Raw genomic sequence first — 22,852 nt, forward strand, 5'->3', positions numbered from 1 at the left:
TGGCGGCGCGCTTTTATCGAGCGAATGGATGTGCACCCATGCTGGAAATTACCAATCTGGTCAAACGTTATGGCCAAAGTGAGCCCGTTCTCAAGGGCCTGGACCTCAAGGTAGAAGGCGCCAGCGTCGTGTCGATCGTGGGCGCATCGGGGGCGGGTAAAAGCACCATGCTGCGCTGTATCAACCGGCTGGTGGAGCCCTCGTCCGGCTCCATCAAGCTCAATGGCACGGAGCTGGTGAATATCAGAGGCGCCGAGCTACGCCGTGCCCGGCGCAAGATCGGCATGGTCTTTCAAGGGTTCAACCTGCTCGATCGGCTGACGGTCATGGAGAACGTGCTGGCGGGCCGACTCGGCTATGTGAGCCTTTATCAGGCCATTTCGAGGCGCTACCCCCAAGCGGACATCGAACGTGCATTCATGCTGATGGAGCGCGTGGGGATTGCCCATTACGCCAACAAACGCGCTGACGAGCTGTCTGGCGGCGAGCGCCAGCGGGTAGGCGTGGTGCGTGCGCTGATGCAGGAGCCCGACCTGCTGCTGGCGGATGAGCCCACCGCTTCGCTGGACCCAAGAACGTCCGAGCAGATCATGATGCTGCTACAGAGCCTGGCCAGCGAGCTGTCGCTGCCGGTGCTCATCAACATCCACAACGTCGCCCAGGCCAAGACCTACACCGAACGCATCGTGGGGCTGCGGCATGGCAAGATGATTTTCGATGGCTTGCCGAGCGACTTCAACAAGGAGGCACTGGACGCCATTTATGGGGGCATCGAGGCGCCGGACGAATCCGTCAGTGAACAGCCCGACCCTGCGGCGCAAGGGGCCTGACATGACGACTCCCCCTACTCCACGCACCTGGAAAAAGCCGCCTTTCATCGCCAACCCCGTTCTCCGCTACGGGCTCATGCTGATCGCCCTGGCGTATCTGGTCTGGGCGTTTGGCTCGCTGCCCTTCAACTGGGCCCGTATCTCCGAAGGCCTGCCCCGGGCGGCGCGTATTTTCAGCGGTGGCTTTCCGCCCAGCTTCGAACGTTTCGGGCTACTGCTGACCGGCTTTAAAGAGAGCTTCCAGATCGCCATTCTGGCCACTTTGCTGGGCGTGCTGCTCTCCATCCCTTTTGCGGTCATGGCCGCTCGCAATATCGCGCCTCTGCCGATCTACCTGATCGGTCGCAGCGTCATCATCGTGTCACGCAGCTTTCATCCGGTCATCGTGGCCATCCTATTCGTTGCTGCGGTGGGCTTTGGCCCGCTGGCGGGTATCCTGACCCTGACCCTTTACTCCATCGGCTTTGTCGGCAAGCTGCTTGCCGAAGAGATCGAGGAGATCGACTGGGGGCAGGTGGAAGCCATGCGTGCCGCTGGCGCCGGGTATCTGGCCACGCTGTTCTATGCGGTGTTTCCGCAAATATTGCCTCGCCAGGTGGGGCTCTCCATGTATCAGCTGGACAGCAATCTGCGCGCGTCGGCCGTGGTGGGCATCGTCGGTGCTGGCGGGATTGGCGGCACGTTGATGAATGCCTTCGGGCGCTATGACTACGACTTTGCGTTCGCCATTCTGCTGATCATCATTGCGGTGATTCTGCTTAGCGAAGGCGTCAGCGGCTGGGTGAGGAAAAAAATATGGTAGATCACGCACAGCAACTCGCCGACCGAGTCTGGCAACGTTACGACCGGAAAGAGCGGCTGATCCGCTATGCCGTCCTGCTAGCCACCTTGATGCTGGTGTTCTGGGCCGTTCGCGATATCGATATTTTCTGGCCCTGGGTGTGGGACGCGCCGAATCAAATCTCGGGGCTGGGCGCACGCATGTGGCCACCCAGCAGCGCCGGGTTGGGCAACATCCTGAATGCCCTGCTGGAAACCGTGCATATCGCTACCCTGGCTACGTTCATCACCATCTTTCTGGCGCTGCCGGTGGCCTACATCGCTGCCCAGAACACCACCCCGAACCGTGCCTGCCTGTGGCTGGGGCGCTTTATTCTGGTCTCCAGCCGCTCGGTGAACACCATTATCTGGGCGCTGCTGTTCGTGGCGATTTTCGGCCCCGGCGTACTGGCCGGTATTCTGGCCATCGTGTTTCGCTCCATCGGCTTCATCGGCAAGCTGATGGGCGAAGCCATCGAAGAGATTGACCGCCGTCCCGTCGAAGCCATGGAGGCCACCGGCGCCTCGAAGGCCAAGGTGGTCGCTTACGCCATCGTCCCGCAGGTCATGCCCGCCTTTTTCGCCATCGTGATTCTGCGCTGGGATATCAATATCCGCGAATCCACCGTGCTGGGCCTGGTAGGCGCCGGAGGGATTGGCGTAATCCTGCAAGGTGCCATCGATACGTTCGCCTGGCCGACCGTGGCCACCATCCTGATCGCCATTATCGTGCTGGTACTGATCGGTGAAGCCATTACCAGCGTGCTGCGCCGCAAAGTGCTGTAAAGCCGCCAGGCAAGCGTTTGACCTAACCCCAAACGCTTGCCATGGTTAAAGGGTAATCAACGACATGGAGGACGTATGACGATGACCACCTATATCGTGGTAGCCGACGCAGCACGCGCCAGGATCTTTACCCGTGACGCTCTGGAACTCGCCGAGCAGGAGAGCATGGTGCATGCGGCAGGCAGGCTGCATGAAGGCGACCTGATCACCGACCGCCGTGGTGCAGACGTGCATGAATCCACGTCCACCACGTCACGCTCGTCAGGTGAAGAGGGCGCCGCTTCCCGGCATGAAAACGAGCTGTTTGCCAAGGAGGTCGCCCAACGGCTCTATACTGCCCGCGTCGATAACCGCATGGAGAAGCTGATCATGGTGGCCCCGCCCAAGTTTCTCGGGCTGCTGCGGGAAAAGCTCGACAACCCCACCCAGAAGCTGGTGATCCATACCCTCTCCAAGGACCTCAGCAAAGCCTCGCTGTCGGATATTCAGGAAGCCGTCAGCGATTTGCGCTGATCCATGAATAAACGGCTATACGCCTAAAGAAGTGGTCACTCTCGCCGATAATCGTCATTTACCCTGACGATCAAGAGAGTGACCATGTTCGCTACACTACGCTTTCGAATACTCTTAGCGGCGTTGACTGCCATCGTTGTTGCCCTGGTGATCAATGGCATCGCCAGCTATTCCACCGTTAAACACCATAATAGCGAACAGATCAGCCGCAACCTCAGCGCTGTTGTGAATGGAAACACACAGGCTATCGATGAGTGGTTCAATGCACGCTACACCATGATGGCAAGCATGGAGCACACTGCAGGCGGCGAAGAGCCGCTGTCGGCGTTGCGCCAGTTGGCCGATTCTGGCGACTTCATGACGGCATACCTCGCTTATCCACACACATCAAACGCCATTTTTTCAGACGGCTGGCAGCCACCCAGTGATTACGATCCTAGAGGACGGCCTTGGTATCAGGCAGCCGTTAGCGCAGCGGACACGGTCGTTACCGCGCCCTATGTCGATGCGCAAACCGGCGGATTGATCATCACGTTCGCCCGCCCCTTTTACCGTAATGGCGAGCTGATGGCCGTCATTGGGGCAGACATTACCATAGCGGACGTCATCGATATCGTGGGTAATATTTCCCCCACGCCTTCAAGCTTCGCTTTTTTGACCACTCAGGATGGCACCCTGGTTGCCCACCCGGACGCCGCCCTGACCCTGGAGCCTTCGACCGCCCTGAGTGCGAACTTGAACCCTCAGGAGCTCACGCGCATTATCCAGTCCGACACGCCCCAGCCCATGGCCCTGCAGGAAAGCAGCAAGCTGCTCATGGGCAGCCAGGTGGGCGGCAATAGCGGCTGGCAGTTGGTGGTCGCGCTGGACGAAGCAGAAGCCACCGCCGGACTGCGCGCCATTGCTGCCACGTCCATCATCACCCTGCTGATCGTCGCCGCCATCACTGCCGTGGTGTTCGGCCTGCTGCTCTCGCTGCTGCTGCGTCGCCTGCTGGGTGTGCGTAACGCCATGGATAACATTGCCTCCGGCGAAGGCGACCTGACGCAGCGCTTACCGGAAGAGGGTAACGACGAGGTCACTCAGATCGCCCGCGCTTTCAACCGCTTCGTGGGCAAAATGGAAGAAGTGCTGATCGAAGTGCGTACCAGCAGCGAAGCCGTGCACCACGCCGCCAACGAGATTGCCATGGGCGGGCAGGACCTGTCGCGCCGCACCGACAATGCGGCTTCCAGCCTGCAGCAGACGTCTGCGTCGGTGGAGCAGATCACCAGCACTGTCGCCCACACCGCCGCGTCGGCCCAGGAGGCCAACCAGCTCTCTCATGCCGCTTCTGAAGTAGCGAAAAACGGCGGTCAGGTAGTCTCGAACGTGGTGACGACCATGGAAGACATCTCCCAAGCCTCCAACAAGATTGGTGAGATCGTCACCTTAATGAACAGCATTGCCTTCCAGACCAATCTGCTGGCGCTCAACGCTTCAGTAGAAGCCGCCAGGGCTGGCGAGCATGGCCGTGGCTTTGCCGTGGTAGCCGACGAAGTGCGTAAACTGGCTGGCCGCAGCAGCGACGCTGCCAGCGACATCCAGAAGCTGATCGAAGACTCCCAGTCCCGGGTCAATAACGGCACCTCGCTGGTGCGCGAGGCGGGCAGCACCATGCACGATATCGTCGAGCACATTACCCGTGTCACCGACGTACTCGAAGAGATCAACGCCGCCACCAGCGAACAGAGTGATGGCATCAAGCAGGTCAACATCGCCGTGGCCGAGCTGGACCGGATGACCCAGGAAAACGCTGCCATGGTGGAAGAGTCCACCACCGCCGCCGAGCACCTCAAGGAGCAGGCAAACCACCTGACCGGCACCATCAGCAGCTTCAAGCTTGGCGTCGCACAGCATGCCCCTGCTCTACGGTCCCCTAATGCACCAACCGCTATCGAAAAGTTTTAACGCGCCCATGGCGGCCCCCTTGCTATATTGGCAGGGGGCTATGCCCTTTTGTCATCAGCACGCCACTAACGGCTGGTCTACTTGCCCTTGGGAAGCCCCCACCCAGCTGCCTGATTCCCATGACAACAGGTCAACCACACTATGCACTTTCGCTCCTTACGCACTCTGGTGCTGGCCCTGGCAGGCCCTTGCCTACTGGCCGTCGTCGCCGCGCTGGTCATCTACAACCTGTTGGCTGCCGCCCGCACACAGCAAACCGTTGAAGATCACACGCAAGCCTTGGTAGAAAGTGCACTGAATGCCCGGCTTGATGCCCTGACCGAAGCAGAAGGGGGCCGTATACAGCGGGAGCTGGACATGGCCATGACGCTGGCCAGCCAGCTGGCATCCACCAACGCGTTGATGGGCATGCAGGATGCGGAGGGCCATCGAGCGCTCTACCTCACGCGTCGTCAGCTTTCCAACCTGGTTCGCCAGACCGTGGCGGATAACCCGGCCCTGCTGGACGCTTTCATCGGCTGGGAGCCCAATGCCTTTGATGATGATGCCCGCTTCGTTGGTGACGAGCGTTACGGCCATGATGGTAGTGGTCGCTTCATGCCATGGTGGTACCGTACCGGGGATGGCACGCTGGAGGTATTGCCCTTGGGCGATACCATGGAGAGCGAAGCACGACTGGCCAGCGGTGTGCGCGAAGGTGAGTATTACCTATGTCCACGTGAAACGCTGGCCCCCTGCGTGATCGATCCCGCTGCCTACGATTACGATGGCGAGACACAGCTGGTCACATCGTTCAATGCGCCCATCCTGGTCGATGGCGCATTCCGCGGCGTGGCGGGCGTCGACCTCTCGCTGAATTTCATCCAGGCTTTGCTGCGTGACGCCAACGCAACGCTTTACGACGGTGCCGGCCGGATGGCGCTGGTCGCCGGACGCGGGGGTCTGGTTGCCGATACCCACGGAGATGACGCCCTGGGCTTGCCCGCCAGCCAATCGCTGAACGACGCTGTCCTGGAAGGTATTGCCACGGCTGCTCGGCAGGGCAGCCTTTACAGCCGAGTCTCCAACGGCATGTTTCAGCGCTATCAGCCACTCACGATCGGCGATACGGAACAGCCGTGGGTGCTGGTACTCCAGCTACCTGAATCCGTGGTCATGGCAGAGCTCAATGCACTGCAGGCCATACTCAGCGAACAGCGCCAACAAAACACCCTGGGCATGACGCTGGTGGGGCTACTGCTGTCTGCAGTGGGCATGGTTGCACTTTGGTGGATTGGCGGCCGCATTGCTCGCCCCTTGAAGCGGTTGGCAAGCCGCATGCAAGAGATCGCGTCGGGTAGTGGTGATCTTACTCAGCGGCTACCGGTGCATGGACGCGATGAGAGTGCGGCAGTAGCAGAGCAGTTCAACGCCTTTGCAGCCAAGATTCAAACCATCCTGCTGGACGTACGTCGCAGCAGCGAGGCCGTGAATCATGCCGCCAACGAGATTACCCAAGGAGGGCACGACCTGTCTCGTCGCACCGAGCAAGCCGCTGCCAGCCTTCAACAGACCTCTGCCGCCATGGAAGAGATCAGCAGTACCGTTCGACACACGACCCACGCCTCCCAGGAGGCCAGCGGACTATCACAGACGGCCTCGCAATTAGCGGCGCGAACGGACCAGGCATTCGAACAAGTGGTCACGACCATGGAAGCCATTCGCGACACGTCGGCTGAAATCCAGACCATCGTGGGGGTCATCGATGGCATTGCCTTTCAAACCAACCTGCTGGCCCTGAACGCGTCCGTGGAAGCCGCACGCGCCGGCGAGCATGGGCGCGGCTTTGCCGTGGTCGCCGATGAAGTCCGCAAGCTGGCCTCGCGCAGTAGCGAAGCTGCCAAGGATATTCGTCAGCGAATCGATATGTCCGCCGAGAAAGTCGATGACGGCACCCAACTGGTGCACGATGCGGAAGCGGCCATGCACCAGTTGACGCAAAGCGTGTCCCGCGTTACCCAGATGCTCGGCGATATCAGCACGGCCGCCAGTGAACAGAATCAAGGCATCGACCAGGTGAGCATTGCGGTGACCGATCTCGACCAGATGACGCAGCAAAACGCCGCGCTGGTCGAGGAGTCAACGACCGCCGCCGAACAGTTGAAAGATCAGGCGGAACGCCTCGATGCCCTGGTGGGCGGGTTTACCTTGGGAGACAACGCGACTCAACCGGCGCTGCCGGGGCACAGTCAATCGAATGCCGTTTGAGCATGTGCGTCAAGGAATGGGCGGCAGCGGGATGTCGTCGCTGCGCTGGGCACCGGCGGTCATTTCGCGGCAGAGGCGCAAAAACTCGCGCACGCCGGTGGTCAGATACTTGTGGCGATGCCAGATGAAGGTGAACTGACGCTTCAGGTCCAGCTCCGGCGTGGGTAGCGGCACCAGGCTACCCCGCCGGAAAGCGTCTCGTAGCGCCAGCCGAGAGACGCAGCCGATCCCCAGACCTGACTCCACCGCCCGCTTGATCCCTTCGGTGTGCTCCAGTTCCAGCAGCGTATTGAAGCGGCTGCGCCGGTGGCGCGCCGCATGCTCCAGCGTCATGCGGGTGCCGGAGCCCTCCTCGCGCATGATCCAGTCTTCTCGCAGCAGCTGATCCAGTTCCAAGTGAGCACGCCCGGCCAGCGGGTGCCTAGGCGAGCAGAACACGCACAGCTCATCTTCTACCCAGGGCTGGCTGATGATCATGTCGTCATCGCACTGCCCTTCGATCAGCCCCAGGTCCAGCGAATGCTGGCGCACCCCCTCGATGATATGCCGCGTATTGCGCACCGCCAGCCGCACGCGGCTACCGGGGTAACGCTGCATGAAATCACTGATCAACAGGGTGGCCAGATAGTTGCCGATGGTCAGGGTGGCACCCACGTCCAGAGCGCCCACCCCCTGCTGGCCGCGCAGCAGCTCCTCCACCTCTTCGGCTCGGTCCAGCAGCGCCACCGCCTTGGGGAGCAGCTGGAACCCCAACGCGTTGAGTTTCAGACGTTTACCCATGCGGTCCAATAGCTGGCAGTCGAACTGGCGTTCCAGCTCGGCCAGCGCCGTACTGGTCGCCGACTGGGACATGGCCAGCGCCCGCGCCGCCTGGGAAACGCTTTCGTGCTGGGCAACGGCGACGAAGACTTCCAGCTGGCGCAACGTGTAGTGCATGACCAGGCCCTCCAGAAAAAGTGCTGCTCAACGAATGCTATATCGATTTTAAAGATATACGTTATCAAGATAATTTGCTTAACAGATATACCACCCTTTATCTAGAATGAGCGCATCCTATGAATCTATTTTTTATTCTTTTTTAGAATATGCGCGCAAGGCTTAGACCGCGCAGCCCCAAAGGAGTCGACATGAGCAAGTTTGCCCTGGAAGAAGTGCTAAGCGTTCACCACTGGAACGACACGCTGTTCAGCTTCCGCACGACACGTGAGCGCAGCCTGCGCTTCAAGAACGGCCAATTCGTGATGATCGGCCTGGAAGTGGCGGGCAAACCTCTGATGCGCGCCTACTCCATCGCCAGCCCGAACTACGAAGATCATCTCGAGTTTTTCAGTATCAAAGTGCCCGATGGCCCGCTGACCTCACGCTTGCAGCACCTGAAGGTGGGCGACCAGATCATGGTCAGCCGCAAGCCGACCGGCACGCTGGTATGCGACGACCTGCTGCCCGGGCGCAACCTGTATATGCTCTCCACCGGCACGGGCCTGGCGCCGTTCATGAGCCTGATCCAGGACCCGGAAGTCTACGAGCGTTTCGAGAAGGTCGTACTCATTCACGGCGTGCGTGAAGTCTCCGAGCTGGCCTATGCCGACTTCATCACCAAGGAATTGCCCGCCCACGAGTACCTGGGTGAAGAAGTCGCCGAAAAGCTGGTGTACTACCCCACGGTCACCCGTGAAGAGTTCCACACCATGGGCCGCCTGACCGACCACATTCGCAGCGGCAAGCTGTTTGCCGACACCGGCCTGCCGCCCATCGACCCGCGTCAGGACCGCGCCATGATCTGCGGTAGTCCTGCCATGCTGGACGACACCAGCGCGCTGCTGGATGAGCTGGGCCTGAACATCTCCCCGCGCATGGGCGAACCAGGCGACTACGTCATCGAACGTGCTTTCGTGGAGAAGTAAGTCTAGCGGTGAAGGGTGAAGGGTGAAGGGTGAAGGGTGAAGGGTGAAGAATAGATCGTAGCCTTTGACACCCCTCATCTTATGCGCAAAGCCCTGCAAAAAGCCCCTGTGGATTTTATCCACAGGGGCTTTGTCTACTCGGCGCGACTGGCTCTTCACGCCTTGCCCTTCACGACTTACCCTTCACCGTTAGACAGCGTCTTTGCCGGTTTCGCCGGTACGGATACGAATCACCTGCTCCAACGGCATCACGAAGATCTTGCCATCGCCGATCTTGCCCGTATTGGCCACTTGGGTGATCGCATCGATGACCTGTTCGGCCATATCATCGTCCACGGCCACTTCCAGCTTCACCTTGGGCAGGAAATCCACCACGTATTCCGCCCCACGATACAGCTCTGTGTGGCCTTTCTGGCGACCAAAGCCTTTCACTTCCGTCACCGTAATACCCTGCACGCCGATATCGGAAAGCGACTCGCGTACGTCATCAAGCTTGAACGGCTTGATAATGGCTGAGATTAATTTCATGACCACATCCTCTGGTTATGCAACGGTTGTCTTGACCGGATACAAGGCGGCGCGACGTTGACCCTCCTCACGCCCGTTGCACTTAGCATACACCCGCCAGCCCCGAGAATAAAAAGCCCTTGTGCCTGGCACGTATATGCGCCGCTACATACGGCAAAAGGCCTCCCATCGGGGAGGCCTTGAGTAGCAGTGCCGCTTGCTATGGCACAGTGCTTATTTCTTGACGCCAAACTCAGGGTAGGCTTCCAGGCCACACTCTGCGATATCGACGCCTTCGTACTCTTCTTCTTCGCTGACACGGATACCCATGACCGCTTTCAGCACCAGCCACACCACCAGGCTCGCCAGGAATACCCAGCCGAAGATGCCCACGATACCGATCAGCTGCGCGCCGAAGGACGCATCGCCATTGTTCAGCGGCACGGCCAGCACACCCCAGATACCCACAACACCGTGAACCGAGATAGCACCCACAGGGTCATCCAGCTTCAGCTTGTCCAGCGTGACGATGGCAGCGACCACGATCAGACCACCGATAGCACCAATCACGGCGGCACCCAGCGCGGAAGGCGACAGCGGGTCGGCGGTAATGGCGACCAGGCCTGCCAGCGCACCGTTCAGTGCCATGGTCAGGTCCGCCTTGCGGAACCACAATTTGGCCAGCACCAGAGCTGCAATCACGCCACCCGCGGCCGCTGCATTGGTGTTCACGAACACTTGAGCAACGTTGTTGGCCGACACGGCATCCGACATTTTCAGCTCGGAACCACCGTTGAAGCCGAACCAGCCCATCCACAGGATGAAGGTACCCAGCGTGGCCAGCGGCATGTTGGCGCCCGGAATCGCGTGGATAGAACCATCCTTGCCGTACTTGCCCTTACGGGGGCCCAGTACCAGCACACCTGCCAACGCTGCAGCGGCACCGGCCATGTGGACGATACCCGAGCCCGCATAGTCAGAGTAGCCAACGCCATCCAGCCAGCCACCGCCCCAGGTCCAGTAGCCAGACACCGGGTAGATGAAGGCGGTCATGACCACGGCAAACGCCAGGAAGGCCCACAGCTTCATACGCTCGGCCACGGCACCAGAGACGATCGACATCGCCGTTGCGACGAATACGACTTGGAAGAAGAAGTCCGAACGCATGGAGTAGTAAGGGGCATCCTCACCACCGGCCAGCACCGCATCGACGCTGTTCTCGGCACCGATCAGGAACCCAAGGCTGGGCAGGAAACCGCCTTCGCCGCTGGAGTACATGATGTAGTAGCCCACCAGCAGGTACATGGTGCAGGCAATGGCAAACAGCGCAATGTTCTTGGTCAGAATTTCAGCGGTGTTCTTGGAACGCACCATACCGGCCTCGAGCATCGAGAAGCCGGCGGCCATCCACATGACCAGTACGCCGCAAATCAGGAAGTAAAACGTATCGAGCGCGTAGCTCAATTCTGTAAGCTCGTTCATCAGGTGTTCCCCGTGATCCAAGAGAAGTTATTGATGGGTCGTCGTTGTGTAGGCTGGCCTATACCGCGTCGGCGCCGCGCTCTCCGGTACGAATACGAATGACATCTTCCAGCGGCGTCACGAATACCTTGCCGTCACCGATCTTGCCGCTGTTGGCAGCGCTGCAGATGGCATCCAGCACGCTCTCCAGACGCGCATCGTCCACGGCCACTTCCACTTTCACCTTGGGCAGAAAGTCCACTACATACTCGGCACCGCGATACAGCTCGGTGTGGCCTTTCTGGCGACCAAATCCCTTGACCTCAGTAACCGTAATCCCCTGCACGCCGTTGTCGGCGAGTGCTTCACGAACGTCGTCAAGCTTGAAAGGCTTGATGATAGCGGTGATGAGTTTCATCCCGGATCTCCCCTGCTGGTTCAGTCCCACTCGGTGGAGAGCGGCGTGGCCGCCCGAATTTAGTGCTTGCCCTACTAATGCTCATACCGTGCCACTGGTTTTTTTCTTATTTAAATTCATGCCCTTAAACATTAAAAAATACGTTTCAAGAGCATCAGCAGGGCGACTATCCACCTCCTCCTACCCGCCACTGCACTAAAAAAGCACATCACCAAAAGCTCAATGCTTCTTTTTGATGCACGAGCGCATTGCAGGAGAAAACGCACGCGGGGCATGCGGATTGCCAAAGGGTTGCGTATCCTTACAGGTAAGCTATCCACATTTATGCGCCACCGTTTAAGGAGAGAGCCATGACGCCCCAGGATCGCATCAGCCGTTTAGCCCAGCAGATAGGCGACCGTTTACAGAACGCTTCCCAGGCCCCGGAAGACATTCAGAAAGGCGTGCAGCAAGTGGTGCGGGGAGCCTTCGACCGCCTGGAGCTGGTATCACGGGAAGACTTTGATATCTTGATGGATGTACTGCAGCGCACGCGCGCGCGCGTCGAGGCGCTGGAGCGTCAGGTAGCCAGCCTGGAAGCCACGGTGGAAGCAGCCAGCGCCGCACAGGCCACGCCCATGGAAGCCGAAGTACCACCAGCCCCCGCAGAGCCTGCCGAGCAAGACAAACCCACCCCAGGCAAGCCAGGCTGAAACAACGCTGGGTGCCTTTCCACAGGCCCCAGCATCTCCCTCCCCAAAAAATGAACAATAATCAATATCATTGACAGCATGAGCGAGCATGCTATCGTGCAGACTCGGCGTTAAATCTATCGGCGCTTTTTAGCACCATCACAGCGCATTTTTCAGGTCATTTAGCCCATTAGCTCATTGCCTCATGCGCCAGCCCTCCTGCGGTGCACCATCTGATATCACGCCACACGCAGGTATATGGCTTTGGCTGGACATCAGCGATTACCCCGGCGGTAACGAGTCTCTGAAACCTTGACAGCCGACCACCAGATCAAAACCCACTTGAGTCGCTAGGCCCGGGCATGGGCCGCGCGCCCTGCTCGGGCGTTTCCAGTTGCAATTGATAAACAGAATCGTTTAAATGAGGCGCTTATTGTCAGGTGCCCACTCCATGCGCTGCTTCTCCCGACTCCCAACCATAGCCCGTAGCTGCTGGCTTGCGGCAGCCTTGCTGTTTAGCGCCGCCAGCCACGCCCAGTGGGCCACCATCGACTGGACCATCGCCGAAACGCTATTGGCGATTGACGCGCCGGTCAGCGGTATCGCCCAACAGCCGGCATATCACGATTGGGTGGGCGAACCACACATTCCAGAACACGTTAGCGACATTGGCCTGCGCACTCAGCCCAACCTCGAGCTGCTGGCCCAATCACCACCCGAGCAAACCCTGCTCTCGCCCATGTTTACCGGACTGGTTCCTCGGTTGGAGCGCATCGCACCGGTGGGCACGTTCGCCCTTTACTCCCCAGGTGCCGACACCTGGCAGGAGATGCAAACCCTCACTCGCCAACTGGGCGAACTGACCGAGCGCGAAGCCGAGGCCGACGCGCTGATCGAAAGTACCCAACGGCTGATGGCCGAGCTGCGCTACTCGGGCAGTGACGCCCCGGCCCTGCTGATGGTGCAGTTCATGGATGCCCGCCATGTGCGGGTCTTTGGCGAGAACAGCCTCTATAACGCAGTATTGGAACAGCTGGCGCTGCCCAACGCCTGGCATGAGCCCACCAATGCCTGGGGCTTTGCACTGGTGGGTATCGAAGCGCTGGCCCGCTACCCCGATGCCACCCTGGTCGTCGTTGACCCACTGCCTACCGGAGTGAAAGCGCAGCTGGAAAAGAGCGGCCTGTGGCAGCATCTGCCCAGTGTCCAACATGACAGGCTGCTGCGCCTGCCGCCCGTTTGGAGCTTTGGCGCACTGCCCTCCGCCCAGCGCTTTGCCCGCGAGCTGACCAATGCACTGTACGAACTGCGTGGCGTGCCAGGGTCATTGGCGGCTTACCCTAGGCGGCTTTTCCGGCCACTCCGGTAAAAAAATTTCGCCCTCAATCGTATCAATGACCTCATCAAACTGCTCAGGCGCGTGTTTCACCCCACACTCCCAAACCACCACGACCCGCCACCCTATGGCCTCCAGCTCAGCCCGTTTACGCGCATCTCTACGCACATTCTCTGCGAGTTTGGTTTGCCAAAACTGCTTGCGGCTCGATGGGGTGGTGGCATAGAAACATCCTTCATGCCGATGCCAGAAGCACCCGTTGACGAAGATGGCGACCTGATAAAGCGGGATGGTGATGTCGGGCTTGCCGGGAAGCTCAGTCGAATGAACGTCAAAGCCGATATGACGCTGCTCCAGAGCGGCCTGGACAAACCGCTCTGGAGCCGTGTTCTTACCCTGAATGGAAGCCATCATGCGTGATCGAGTAAAGCGATCGACAATATCAGCCAAGGTACTCGCCCTTTATCAGGAGGATAGAACCGCTGCAAAAGACGATGGCCCGCTCCCCCGGTACCGATCGTTTAGGCAAGGCAATCACAGCGCAAGGGGCATCTCGTACTGTTGCGGGTCGTCATCCGCTTGCAGGGCTACCGACTTGGCGGCGGCAGCCAGTATCCGCGGCTCCATCAACCTTGCCACGGCTTCGAACACAGGCACCACTACCGAATTGCCAAACTGACGGTATGCCTGTGTATCGGACACCGGGATGACGAAACGGCTTTCTCCCGGCTGGTCAAAGCCCATCAACCTGGCGCACTCCTGGGGGGTCAGTCGTCTGGGCCGATGCTTCTGATTATGGTCACTATAGAAGTCCATGGCGTCATCGAAGCCTCGATCCACCAGAATCTCCGAACCGTCCTTGTGATAACGGGCAGAGAGCGTGCGGGCGACATCGTTGGGCCGCGTCAAGCCAAAACCGAAACCGTTGCCTTTTGCACGATGTTTCTGGGCGTACTTGTACAAGTACTCCCATAACTTCGGCGTCAGGATGTACTTGTCGTCGACCTCCGGGTCCAGCAGGTCACCAAAGGCTGGGCGCTCCTTTGGGTACATCTTATGGATATCCCTCAGGGTAAACCCTTCATGAACACCCAGATCTCGACGGAACCCCACCAGAACGATGCGTTCGCGATGCTGCGGCAGAAAGTGCCGCGCGTCGATGACCTTGGGATCCTGCCCTTTGGGCGAGTTCACATCCGCCACGTCATAGCCTAGCTCATCCAGGGTCTCACAGATGATCCTGAACGTTTTGCCTTTGTCATGGCTCTTGAGGTTCTTGACGTTCTCCAGCAGGAAAGCGGCGGGCTTCTTGGCGGCCAGAATACGCGCCACATCGAAGAACAGCGTTCCCTGCGCATCACACTCGAAACCGTGCTTTCGACCAAGGGAGTTTTTCTTCGACACACCGGCCAACGAAAACGGCTGACATGGAAAGCCCGCCAGCAGTACGTCGTGATTGGGAATCTGCCGATCGATGTGCCTGTACGCCGTCTCTTCGTCGATGCTCAGGTCGCCGCTCAGCGTGACTTCACGAATGTCCTCATTGAACCGGTGCTTGCGCGGGTCACAAAAGTGATTGGCCTTGTAGGTACGAACGGCATATTTATTCCACTCCGAGGTAAAGACGCACTCGCCTCCAATCGCCTCGAACCCCTTGCGTATGCCACCGATCCCGGCGAACAGGTCGATAAACCGAAAGGACGGCTGAAGGTCACTGGGCCGGGGAGCAGGCAACATGGACACCATTTGCTGATAAGCCGCACGCGTTACTTTCGGCTCCGCCTTACCCTTGGCCCAGCGGTTGATGGTCTCGCGACACCAGCTCCCCTTGTCAGCCATGGCGAGCGCCTCGGCGATGGCGCCCTGATCATAAATCTCCAGAAGCTTATCCAGCAGTGCTCGCTCGCTGAGCGCCTCGTAAGGCGACGGAGAGGCGCCCGGCAGGCTGGCAACCACGCCAGAACTTGCACCTGTTTGGACATCGATAAGGTGAGACATGCAAACCTCTGGGTCAAATCTGTGACAATGGCGCACGATTGTATCCCAAAAAACGAGATCCGCGAAGCGTTTACGGATGAATTCGGCTGTCGTACAACATCTGTTCCGTCACTGGCTGGTCAAGCTCCCCCATCGCCGCAAGGCGAATGTTTTTGGCGACGTCATCGACCGCATCATCCAGGGTTCCCAGCAGCTGGAACTCGGCGGCATTCACATAGCGAGCCTTCTGGCGGTCCGTGCCGGTAAACGACTGCTCAGCCCCCGTCTGCCATGACGGACGCTCACGTATCTGGCGCAAGGTGGGCGTGTCCAGCAGTTTCGCCAACAGCAACACGCGCTTACGCTCACCGATGCGGTTAAGCAGGTAGCCCGTTCCGCGCTGTTTGTCCCAGATCGGTTTGACCATGATCATGTGCAGCGTCTTGATCCCTTTACGCGCCAAGTCCTGCATGACCTGTAACTGGCCATTATTAATCCCAAAGAAGAGGCCGCCACGACCTCGCTCGACGTAGGGAAACTTGTGTTTTACCTCCAACTGCATGAGCGTCCCATTGGGCAGTCGCGCCACACTATCGATATCCCAAACGCCATCGAAAAAAGGCTGTATCGCGCAATTTTTAAACAGTCGATGCAGGACGACATGTTTAAAAATATCGCGGCTGTAATGACTAAAAATGCCTGACCAAAAAGCTTGTTGCGAGCGGTGTTCGTCAATGACCGCGCTGGTTGGCATCCTGAAACGGGGGGAGTCATATCCACGACTTTTCAACATGAACGATTGAATCGGAATATGCGTCCTGCCCTGCCACTCCTTGATGAAGAAGTCTCTGGCGCTCTCGTCGTAATAGCAATCGAATAGAAACTCATCCTTGCCCGACGCAGGGAGCAGGTGGCGACTCAGGTCAGTGGCGGCCTCGCCAGCCCCCGAGTGATCCCATAGCCACCACGCGTTGACGTAGCGGGTGCGGGGCCGTCGCTTGATGGTCAGTGTTCTGACCAGAGACACGGGCAACACGTGCACCTGCTGGGTCATCAACCTGTCCAGATAGTCATTGAAGACCGCTTCAATGACCAACCCTTCCAACATCCGGCTCTTGTCGGACCGAATCAGTATTTCCTTTAATTGTTCAAGATTGTCCAGCGGGATATCCCGCAACGGACCAAAAGGAGTCAGCAAGCTCATGTTGTATCACCTCTGCACTGCCTATCAGAGTTTGATCCTGGCCAGGCAAGGAAAAATTAGCAACGTTGGGCTGCGTTGATCTTGCCGTTGCCCCGTCATGGTAGTCCTCGGCACCCCGAATAAAGTAGGCTTAGCCAACGAGCAGGCTCATTAAACTGAATGAGCCGATTGAGAGACGTTGCGAGGGAGCGCCATGAAATTAGCGATTGTGGCCACGCGGGCGGGCGTGGGGTTGGAAGCCCCAGCGGATCTGCCCAAAAAGATCTAGTATGATTTAGTTATCGTTGTTATCTGCCGCTAAAAGTAAATGGATTCGTTCAACTTCGCTCACGAGGCTTTCTGTAAGGCTGTCCAACTATCCGGTGGGTTGCCACTGCTGAGCATTTTCTGAAAGACAGAGTAAGCATCATGCTTACTGCCATAAGCACGTTTTGTAGCGTCATCATTGACCCATGCATAAATAATGATTTTGCTCGCAGCATCGTAGCGAAAGAACAGCCGGTACTGCTGGTAGAACTTTGCTCGTTGCCAATGAGTGTGCTCTGTGCCAAGCGTGCTCCCTTGGCGGTATTGAGTGCCTGATGGATCCTGCGGAATATCATTCAAGGCTAGCTTCATGATCGCTGCTAGGCGCTTGGTGGCCGCCTTGTTGCGATAACCGGCAGGATCTTTCGATTGAAGATGTCTCACCTTCAAGGTGAGTGCTTCGACTTGTTCCAAGAACAACGGATGGGCATAAATCGTCCATCCATTAACCTCCAGAGGCTTCATTCGTCGTCATCATCCTCTTCCAGCGCCTCTTCGAGGTCTACCTCAATACCTGCGGTAAGCCGTTCGGCCTCGGCAAAGCTACTGGCAGTCACCGGGCGAATATTTTCTGGATGCGCCAGAAGATCGCGCTCTAAAAAATTGAGGAAGTTGACCATCACAGGGTCGTGCTTGGCCTCATCACTCGCCTTGGAAAGCACCACTTCACCATCAGGACGAACGGTATAATGAATACGGTCTCGGCGCTTCAGCTTTAGTGCCCGGCGAACCGATGCAGGAACAGTCGTTTGATAGCGATCCGTCAGAGTTGAGTCGTCTTCGATAAGCGTGCTCACTGTCGCTCTCCGCTTGATAGCAATGCAAAGGTAATGCATACAAAGGTAATGCAAGCGCATTACTTCGTCAAGCTGTCTCCGCTACTTGAACCGGTTGCTTAATCGCTACCAAAGCCTTCTTAATTACGTTAGGTTAAATACTTAAGCTAATGTAGCTTTATCCTACATTGGAGTAAGTGACAACTGCAGAGGAAAGGCGATGACGCTAGCCATTGTGGCCACGCGGGCGGGCGTGGGGTTGGAAGCACCGGCGGTACATGTCGAAGTACATCTGGCGAATGGCTTGCCGGGCCTGACACTGGTGGGCCTGCCGGAAACCGCCGTAAAGGAGAGCCGCGAGCGGGTGCGCAGCGCCTTGATCAACGCGGGCTTCGATTTCCCCAACACCAAGCGCATTACCCTCAACCTCGCCCCGGCGGACCTGCCCAAAGAGGGTGGCCGTTTCGATTTGCCGATTGCGCTGGGCATTCTCGCGGCGTCGGGCCAAATCCCGGTGGATGCGCTGGAAGGCATGGAGTGCGCAGGCGAGCTGGCCCTGGATGGCAAGCTGCGGGCGGTACCCGGCGTGCTGCCCTTTGCCCTGGCCACTCGCCGTACCAACAAGGCGTTGATCGTGCCCCGCGCCTGCGCCGATGAAGCTGCCCTGGCGGGCGATCTACCGGTGCTGCCCGCCGACTCTCTCTGGCAAGTCGTCGCCCACCTGCTAGGCCAGGAAAAGATCCCACCCCACCAGCTCTCGGCATCGGCCAAATCGACCACGCCCATGGCCGACCTGGCCGATGTGCGCGGCCAGCACCAGGCCCGCCGGGCGCTGGAAGTGGCCGCCGCTGGGGGCCACAACCTGCTGTTTGCAGGCCCCCCCGGCACCGGCAAGACCATGCTGGCCAGCCGCTTGCCCGGTATTCTGCCGCCGCTTTCCGAGGACGACGCCCTGGAGGTGGCGGCGGTGCGCTCGGTATGCGGCTTGGCGCTGGAAGCCGACTGGGGCCAGCGGCCTTTCCGCCAGCCCCACCACAGCGCCAGCGCCGCCGCGCTGGTTGGCGGCGGTTCGAAGCCCAGGCCGGGGGAAATCTCGCTGGCACACCACGGCGTGCTGTTTCTGGATGAGCTGCCGGAGTTCTCGCGCCACGTGCTGGAAGTGTTGCGTCAGCCACTGGAGACCGGCGAAATTCACCTCTCCCGCGCCAGCCATGAGCGCCGATACCCTGCTCAATTTCAGCTCGTTGCCGCTATGAATCCCTGCCCCTGCGGGCACCTGGGCGACCCGCGAAGCCGCTGCCAGTGCAGCGCCAGCCAGATTCAGCGCTACCAGGCGCGGCTTTCTGGCCCGCTGCTGGACCGCATCGACCTGCAGGTGGAAGTACCCGCGCTGCCACCGGAGCAGCTCACCGCACAAACCCAGGGCGAGCCCTCCAGCGCGGTGCGCGAACGGGTGATGGCCGCCCGGGAGCGGCAGATGGCAAGAGGTGCGCTCAACAGCCAGCTCAGCGGTAAAGCGCTGGAAGCCGCCTGCGCCCTCAACGATGAAGAGCGCGCCTGGCTCGCTGGCGTGCTGGAAAAGCTCAAGCTCTCCGCCCGTGCCTACCACCGGGTACTGCGCGTGGCGCTGACGCTGGCCGACCTGCAGGGCGAACCCAAGCCCTCTCAGCCGCACTTTATCGAAGCCATCGGCTACCGGCAGCTGGATCGGCTATTGAAGGGAGCTTAATGCACGTTCTCGATAAAGCGATCGAGCGCTTCAAACAGCACTTCACGGATAGGATCTGCTTCGTTCACCAAGTGGTGGCGCGCCTCCGGGTGGCGGTGAATCTCCGCGTTGGGGAATTTTTCCGCCAGGATGGCCAGATTCCACTCCCAATCGACGGTAAGGTCCTGCTCGCCTTGAAGAATCAAGGTGGGTAGCGGGCTGGGCTCCAGCGCCAATAGCCGGGGCATCCAGCGGCGCATGGCGGTAATCCACGCCACGCTCAACCGTTCAGGCTGCAGCGGGTCCTGGTCGCGCAGGAATTCGGTGAACTGCTCATCGGTAGAGTTGGGCCGATACTTGCGCGGCAGCTCCTTGACGAACGGGCTGGCAATCAAGTGAAGCCAGCTGGATTGGCTCCAGCGCCAGGGCCGCACCAAAGGTGCCAACAGCACGATGCCTGCCCAGCCTGCCTCGTCCTGGCGCGTCAACGCATCCGTGGCCAGAATGGCTGCGCCGGTACTCTGCCCGATGCCTAGCCACGGCGTAGGTGCCATGTCATACACCTGCAGCGCTTCTTGCAGGTAAGTCAGGCAGTGCTGGTAGTCGTCGAAGTCTTCGATCTCGGCGCGGGGGCCGCTGGAGAGCCCATGGCCCGGCAAGTCCCACAGCACCACGCGCCAGCCCTTGGCCAGCAAGCGGCCCAGCAAATGGCGATACAGCCCCAGGTGGTCGAAATAGCCGTGAATCACAAACGCCGTGCCTACCGGTGCAGGCGGGCTCCATACCTGGCACCAGAGCGTAAACCGGCCGGTATCGATGAAACCAGCGTGCACCTCATGGGTGTCGCTCAGTAAGGCCGCCAAACCGTAATGGCAGAAGTAGTCGTGCATGGCGCCCATGAGTGCCTCGCCCGGCCTCAAGAGAGAGAACGGCGAATCGCCGGATGCCTGGCGAAACAGGCCTTCCAAATGCTGGAAATTATGCATCAACGTCTCTCCGTGAACATGACACATCCATGGGCTGCCGAAACAGCGCTTGATCGCAGCGGCAGCGGGGCCACTCTCATCATTTGGTCGAGCATTTTACCGCTTTCGGGTCTACCCTGTTTACATGCCACCGCAGGTGTGGAAGTATTTTCCATAAACCACCTTTCACCCGAGCCGTGGCACTAGAACAATCCACGGGCACCTTCACAGGAGATCCCCATGAGCGAGCGTATCACGCGCCACCGTTTACAGGTGGCAGCCGACCTGGACCGTTTCATCAACGAGCAGGCTCTGCCGGGCACCGGCGTCGACGAAAGCGCCTTCTGGGCCGGTGTCGATGCCCTGTTCCACGAGTTGACCCCCAAAAACCGCCAGCTGCTCGAAGAGCGCGACACCCTGCAAGAGAAGCTGGACGCCTGGCATCGGGAAAACCCCGGCCCGGTCAGCGACATGCCCGCCTACCGTCGCTTCCTGAAAGAAGTGGGCTACCTGGTAGAGCCACCGAACAGCGTGAAGGCCACCACCGCTAACGTCGACCGTGAAGTGGCCATTCAAGCGGGCCCACAGCTGGTCGTACCGGTGAGCAACGCTCGCTACGCCCTGAACGCGGCCAATGCGCGCTGGGGCAGCCTGTACGATGCGCTGTACGGCACCGATGCCATCTCAGAAGAAGACGGCGCGGAAAAAGGCACCAGCTTCAACCCGAAGCGCGGCGAAAAAGTCATCGCTTACGCCCGTGGCGTGCTGGACCGTGCCGCCCCGCTGGCCACGGGATCCCACCGGGATGCGGTGAAGTACGTCATTCGTGATGGTCACCTGGTGGTCAGCCTGGAGGGCGGTCGTGAAACCGGCCTGCAAGATGCCAGCAAGCTGATCGGCTTCAACGGCGACGCTTCGGCCCCCGAGTCGATTCTGTTGGCCAACAACGGCCTGCACCTGGAAATCCAGATCGATGCCAGCCACCCCATCGGCAAGACCGACCCGGCACACGTCAAGGACGTGGTCGTCGAAGCCGCGCTGACCGCCATCATGGACTGCGAAGATTCCGTGGCAGCGGTAGACTCCGAAGACAAGGTCGGCGTGTACAGCAACTGGCTCGGCCTGATGAAGGGCGACCTGGAAGAGAGCATCGAGAAAGGCGGCAAAACCTTCACCCGCAAGCTGCACGCCGACCGCACCTGGCAAACCACCGACGGCAACAGCGTCACGCTGCCGGGCCGTTCGCTGATGTTCGTGCGCAACGTGGGCCACCTGATGACCACGCCTGCGGTGCTGGACGAAAACGGCAACGAACTGCCGGAAGGCATCCTGGATGCGGTCGTGACCTCGCTGCTGGCGCTGCACGATCTGAAGAAAGACGCCGACCAGCCGCGCAACTCCCGCGCGGGTTCGGTGTACATCGTCAAGCCGAAGATGCACGGACCCAAAGAAGTCGCGTTTGCCAACGAGCTGTTTGGCCGCGTGGAAGACATTCTGGGCATGAGCCGTGACACCCTGAAAATGGGCATCATGGACGAGGAGCGCCGCACCACGGTCAACCTCAAGGCATGTATCGCCGAAGCCACCTCGCGCGTGGTATTCATCAACACCGGCTTCCTGGACCGCACCGGCGATGAAATGCACACCGCCATGGAAGCCGGCCCGATGGTTCGCAAGGGCGACATGAAGAGCGCCGCCTGGATCACCGCCTACGAGAAGAACAACGTGCAGGTCGGTTTGGCCTGTGGCCTGCGTGGCCGCGCCCAGATCGGTAAAGGCATGTGGGCCATGCCCGACCTGATGCACAGCATGCTGGAGCAGAAGATCGGCCATCCGAAAGCCGGTGCCAACACGGCGTGGGTACCGTCACCCACGGCGGCTGCCCTGCACGCCCTGCACTACCATCAGGTCAATGTCGCCGATATTCAGCGCGACCTGGAAGCCCAGGGCGAACCGGATCTGCTCGACGACCTGCTCACCGTGCCGGTAGCAGAAAACGCCAACTGGTCGGATGACGAGATTCAGCAGGAGCTGGATAACAACTGCCAGGGCATTCTGGGTTACGTGGTGCGCTGGGTAGAGCACGGTGTCGGCTGCTCGAAGGTGCCGGACATTCACAACGTCGGCCTGATGGAAGACCGCGCCACACTGCGTATCTCCAGCCAGCACATTGCCAACTGGCTGCACCATGGCATCGTCGATGCGCCGCGTGTGGAGGAGACCCTCAAGCGCATGGCAAAAGTGGTCGATGAGCAGAACGCGGGCGACCCGACGTACACCGCCATGAGTGCGGATTTCGCAGGCTCCACAGCGTTCAAGGCAGCCTCCGACCTGATCTTCAAGGGCCGCGTACAGCCGTCTGGCTACACCGAGCCGCTCCTGCACGCATGGCGTCAGGTACATAAGGCTAAGTAAGCCCAATCGCTTAATAGCCACCCAGCCCTAAGGCTCGCGCCTTGGGGCTTTTTTATTTA

21 protein-coding genes are annotated in these 22,852 nt (G+C 59.5%); 11 read left to right on the top strand and 10 right to left on the bottom strand.

The genetic code is table 11. The annotated features are described in order from the left end of the window. Positions 1-38 precede the first annotated feature (38 nt). The 6 genes from phnC to KVY02_RS17255 all read left to right on the top strand — a co-directional run bounded on the left by phnC (position 39) and on the right by KVY02_RS17255 (position 7,145). On the top strand, positions 39-830 hold the full coding sequence (gene phnC, locus KVY02_RS17230; protein ID WP_218314019.1) for a phosphonate ABC transporter ATP-binding protein: 792 nt from the start codon (positions 39-41) through the stop codon (positions 828-830). Between the two features lies 1 nt (position 831). Next, a complete protein-coding gene (phnE, locus tag KVY02_RS17235) occupies positions 832-1,632 on the top strand; it encodes a phosphonate ABC transporter, permease protein PhnE (protein WP_218314020.1) in 801 nt (266 codons plus the stop codon). Then, positions 1,626-2,435 (top strand): phosphonate ABC transporter, permease protein PhnE, encoded by an 810-nt coding sequence (phnE, locus tag KVY02_RS17240; RefSeq protein ID WP_081135881.1) that lies wholly within the window; start codon positions 1,626-1,628, stop codon positions 2,433-2,435. The genes phnE (KVY02_RS17235) and phnE (KVY02_RS17240) overlap by 7 nt, the downstream gene beginning before the upstream one ends. 81 nt (positions 2,436-2,516) lie before the next feature. Continuing rightward, positions 2,517-2,948, top strand: coding sequence for a host attachment protein (locus KVY02_RS17245; protein ID WP_081136025.1), 432 nt, complete (start codon positions 2,517-2,519; stop codon positions 2,946-2,948). A gap of 84 nt (positions 2,949-3,032) precedes the next feature. Continuing rightward, positions 3,033-4,898: a methyl-accepting chemotaxis protein gene (locus tag KVY02_RS17250; RefSeq protein WP_144981377.1), complete on the top strand. Its 1,866-nt coding sequence runs from the start codon at positions 3,033-3,035 to the stop codon at positions 4,896-4,898. A 141-nt stretch (positions 4,899-5,039) separates the two neighbouring features. After that, positions 5,040-7,145, top strand: coding sequence for a methyl-accepting chemotaxis protein (locus KVY02_RS17255; RefSeq protein ID WP_016915415.1), 2,106 nt, complete (start codon positions 5,040-5,042; stop codon positions 7,143-7,145). A 9-nt stretch (positions 7,146-7,154) separates the two neighbouring features. Here KVY02_RS17255 and KVY02_RS17260 read toward each other — a convergent pair whose 3' ends face one another. After that, positions 7,155-8,081, bottom strand: coding sequence for a LysR family transcriptional regulator (locus tag KVY02_RS17260; protein ID WP_016915416.1), 927 nt, complete (start codon positions 8,079-8,081; stop codon positions 7,155-7,157). 191 nt (positions 8,082-8,272) lie between these two features. Between KVY02_RS17260 and KVY02_RS17265 the strand changes: the two genes are divergently transcribed. After that, the gene (locus KVY02_RS17265) at positions 8,273-9,049 is read left to right on the top strand and encodes a ferredoxin--NADP reductase (RefSeq protein WP_016915417.1); all 777 of its coding nucleotides are present in this window, start codon (positions 8,273-8,275) and stop codon (positions 9,047-9,049) included. A gap of 189 nt (positions 9,050-9,238) precedes the next feature. Here the strand turns inward: KVY02_RS17265 and glnK are convergent, their stop codons facing one another. The 3 genes from glnK to KVY02_RS17280 all read right to left on the bottom strand — a co-directional run bounded on the left by glnK (position 9,239) and on the right by KVY02_RS17280 (position 11,435). Further along, positions 9,239-9,577: a P-II family nitrogen regulator gene (gene glnK, locus KVY02_RS17270; protein WP_009098335.1), complete on the bottom strand. Its 339-nt coding sequence runs from the start codon at positions 9,575-9,577 to the stop codon at positions 9,239-9,241. 213 nt (positions 9,578-9,790) lie between these two features. Further along, positions 9,791-11,038: an ammonium transporter gene (locus tag KVY02_RS17275; RefSeq protein ID WP_016915418.1), complete on the bottom strand. Its 1,248-nt coding sequence runs from the start codon at positions 11,036-11,038 to the stop codon at positions 9,791-9,793. 58 nt (positions 11,039-11,096) lie between these two features. Further along, positions 11,097-11,435: a P-II family nitrogen regulator gene (locus tag KVY02_RS17280; RefSeq protein WP_007112359.1), complete on the bottom strand. Its 339-nt coding sequence runs from the start codon at positions 11,433-11,435 to the stop codon at positions 11,097-11,099. Between the two features lie 350 nt (positions 11,436-11,785). On the opposite strand from KVY02_RS17280, the gene KVY02_RS17285 reads away from it, so the two are divergent. After that, positions 11,786-12,127: an accessory factor UbiK family protein gene (locus KVY02_RS17285; protein WP_016915419.1), complete on the top strand. Its 342-nt coding sequence runs from the start codon at positions 11,786-11,788 to the stop codon at positions 12,125-12,127. 430 nt (positions 12,128-12,557) lie between these two features. Continuing rightward, the gene (locus tag KVY02_RS17290) at positions 12,558-13,475 is read left to right on the top strand and encodes an ABC transporter substrate-binding protein (RefSeq protein WP_218314021.1); all 918 of its coding nucleotides are present in this window, start codon (positions 12,558-12,560) and stop codon (positions 13,473-13,475) included. On the opposite strand, the gene KVY02_RS17295 is transcribed toward KVY02_RS17290, so the two are convergent. From KVY02_RS17295 to KVY02_RS17315, 5 genes are all read right to left on the bottom strand, one after another. After that, positions 13,431-13,892 (bottom strand): very short patch repair endonuclease, encoded by a 462-nt coding sequence (locus tag KVY02_RS17295; protein ID WP_218314022.1) that lies wholly within the window; start codon positions 13,890-13,892, stop codon positions 13,431-13,433. The genes KVY02_RS17290 and KVY02_RS17295 overlap by 45 nt on opposite strands. An 84-nt stretch (positions 13,893-13,976) precedes the next feature. Further along, the gene (dcm, locus tag KVY02_RS17300) at positions 13,977-15,440 is read right to left on the bottom strand and encodes a DNA (cytosine-5-)-methyltransferase (protein WP_256357535.1); all 1,464 of its coding nucleotides are present in this window, start codon (positions 15,438-15,440) and stop codon (positions 13,977-13,979) included. A 70-nt stretch (positions 15,441-15,510) separates the two neighbouring features. Then, on the bottom strand, positions 15,511-16,623 hold the full coding sequence (locus KVY02_RS17305; RefSeq protein WP_016915425.1) for a hypothetical protein: 1,113 nt from the start codon (positions 16,621-16,623) through the stop codon (positions 15,511-15,513). Positions 16,624-16,950: 327 nt separating this feature from the next. Next, a complete protein-coding gene (locus KVY02_RS17310; RefSeq protein ID WP_218314023.1) occupies positions 16,951-17,394 on the bottom strand; it encodes a type II toxin-antitoxin system YhaV family toxin in 444 nt (147 codons plus the stop codon). Then, a complete protein-coding gene (locus KVY02_RS17315) occupies positions 17,391-17,726 on the bottom strand; it encodes a type II toxin-antitoxin system PrlF family antitoxin (RefSeq protein WP_016915427.1) in 336 nt (111 codons plus the stop codon). Before KVY02_RS17315 ends, KVY02_RS17310 begins: the two co-directional genes overlap by 4 nt. A 199-nt stretch (positions 17,727-17,925) precedes the next feature. Between KVY02_RS17315 and KVY02_RS17320 the strand changes: the two genes are divergently transcribed. After that, a complete protein-coding gene (locus KVY02_RS17320) occupies positions 17,926-19,434 on the top strand; it encodes a YifB family Mg chelatase-like AAA ATPase (protein ID WP_218314024.1) in 1,509 nt (502 codons plus the stop codon). Here the strand turns inward: KVY02_RS17320 and KVY02_RS17325 are convergent. Next, positions 19,431-20,399 carry an alpha/beta hydrolase gene (locus tag KVY02_RS17325; RefSeq protein WP_218314025.1) on the bottom strand — a complete coding sequence of 323 codons (969 nt, stop codon included), beginning with the start codon at positions 20,397-20,399 and terminating at the stop codon, positions 19,431-19,433. The two genes, KVY02_RS17320 and KVY02_RS17325, sit on opposite strands and share 4 nt — an antisense overlap. 219 nt (positions 20,400-20,618) lie before the next feature. Between KVY02_RS17325 and KVY02_RS17330 the strand changes: the two genes are divergently transcribed. Further along, positions 20,619-22,793, top strand: a complete 2,175-nt coding sequence (locus tag KVY02_RS17330) for a malate synthase G (RefSeq protein WP_218314026.1) — start codon at positions 20,619-20,621, stop codon at positions 22,791-22,793. Positions 22,794-22,852: the final 59 nt, after the last annotated feature.

It is taken from the genome of Halomonas sp. 18071143 (assembly GCF_019211725.1).
Taxonomy (GTDB): domain Bacteria; phylum Pseudomonadota; class Gammaproteobacteria; order Pseudomonadales; family Halomonadaceae; genus Vreelandella; species Vreelandella stevensii.

Excerpts from the sequence above, each read along its gene's own strand:
- phnE (WP_218314020.1), top strand. The coding sequence starts at position 832 with ATGACGACTCCCCCTACTCCACGCACCTGGAAAAAGCCGCCTTTCATC.
- KVY02_RS17330 (WP_218314026.1), top strand. The coding sequence starts at position 20,619 with ATGAGCGAGCGTATCACGCGCCACCGTTTACAGGTGGCAGCCGACCTG.
- KVY02_RS17255 (WP_016915415.1), top strand. The coding sequence starts at position 5,040 with ATGCACTTTCGCTCCTTACGCACTCTGGTGCTGGCCCTGGCAGGCCCT.
- glnK (WP_009098335.1), bottom strand. The coding sequence starts at position 9,577 with ATGAAATTAATCTCAGCCATTATCAAGCCGTTCAAGCTTGATGACGTA.
- dcm (WP_256357535.1), bottom strand. The coding sequence starts at position 15,440 with ATGTCTCACCTTATCGATGTCCAAACAGGTGCAAGTTCTGGCGTGGTT.
- KVY02_RS17305 (WP_016915425.1), bottom strand. The coding sequence starts at position 16,623 with ATGAGCTTGCTGACTCCTTTTGGTCCGTTGCGGGATATCCCGCTGGAC.
- KVY02_RS17250 (WP_144981377.1), top strand. The coding sequence starts at position 3,033 with ATGTTCGCTACACTACGCTTTCGAATACTCTTAGCGGCGTTGACTGCC.
- KVY02_RS17265 (WP_016915417.1), top strand. The coding sequence starts at position 8,273 with ATGAGCAAGTTTGCCCTGGAAGAAGTGCTAAGCGTTCACCACTGGAAC.
- KVY02_RS17280 (WP_007112359.1), bottom strand. The coding sequence starts at position 11,435 with ATGAAACTCATCACCGCTATCATCAAGCCTTTCAAGCTTGACGACGTT.
- KVY02_RS17285 (WP_016915419.1), top strand. The coding sequence starts at position 11,786 with ATGACGCCCCAGGATCGCATCAGCCGTTTAGCCCAGCAGATAGGCGAC.
- KVY02_RS17290 (WP_218314021.1), top strand. The coding sequence starts at position 12,558 with ATGCGCTGCTTCTCCCGACTCCCAACCATAGCCCGTAGCTGCTGGCTT.
- KVY02_RS17245 (WP_081136025.1), top strand. The coding sequence starts at position 2,517 with ATGACCACCTATATCGTGGTAGCCGACGCAGCACGCGCCAGGATCTTT.
- phnC (WP_218314019.1), top strand. The coding sequence starts at position 39 with ATGCTGGAAATTACCAATCTGGTCAAACGTTATGGCCAAAGTGAGCCC.
- KVY02_RS17320 (WP_218314024.1), top strand. The coding sequence starts at position 17,926 with ATGACGCTAGCCATTGTGGCCACGCGGGCGGGCGTGGGGTTGGAAGCA.
- phnE (WP_081135881.1), top strand. The coding sequence starts at position 1,626 with ATGGTAGATCACGCACAGCAACTCGCCGACCGAGTCTGGCAACGTTAC.
- KVY02_RS17310 (WP_218314023.1), bottom strand. The coding sequence starts at position 17,394 with ATGAAGCCTCTGGAGGTTAATGGATGGACGATTTATGCCCATCCGTTG.
- KVY02_RS17260 (WP_016915416.1), bottom strand. The coding sequence starts at position 8,081 with ATGCACTACACGTTGCGCCAGCTGGAAGTCTTCGTCGCCGTTGCCCAG.
- KVY02_RS17325 (WP_218314025.1), bottom strand. The coding sequence starts at position 20,399 with ATGCATAATTTCCAGCATTTGGAAGGCCTGTTTCGCCAGGCATCCGGC.
- KVY02_RS17275 (WP_016915418.1), bottom strand. The coding sequence starts at position 11,038 with ATGAACGAGCTTACAGAATTGAGCTACGCGCTCGATACGTTTTACTTC.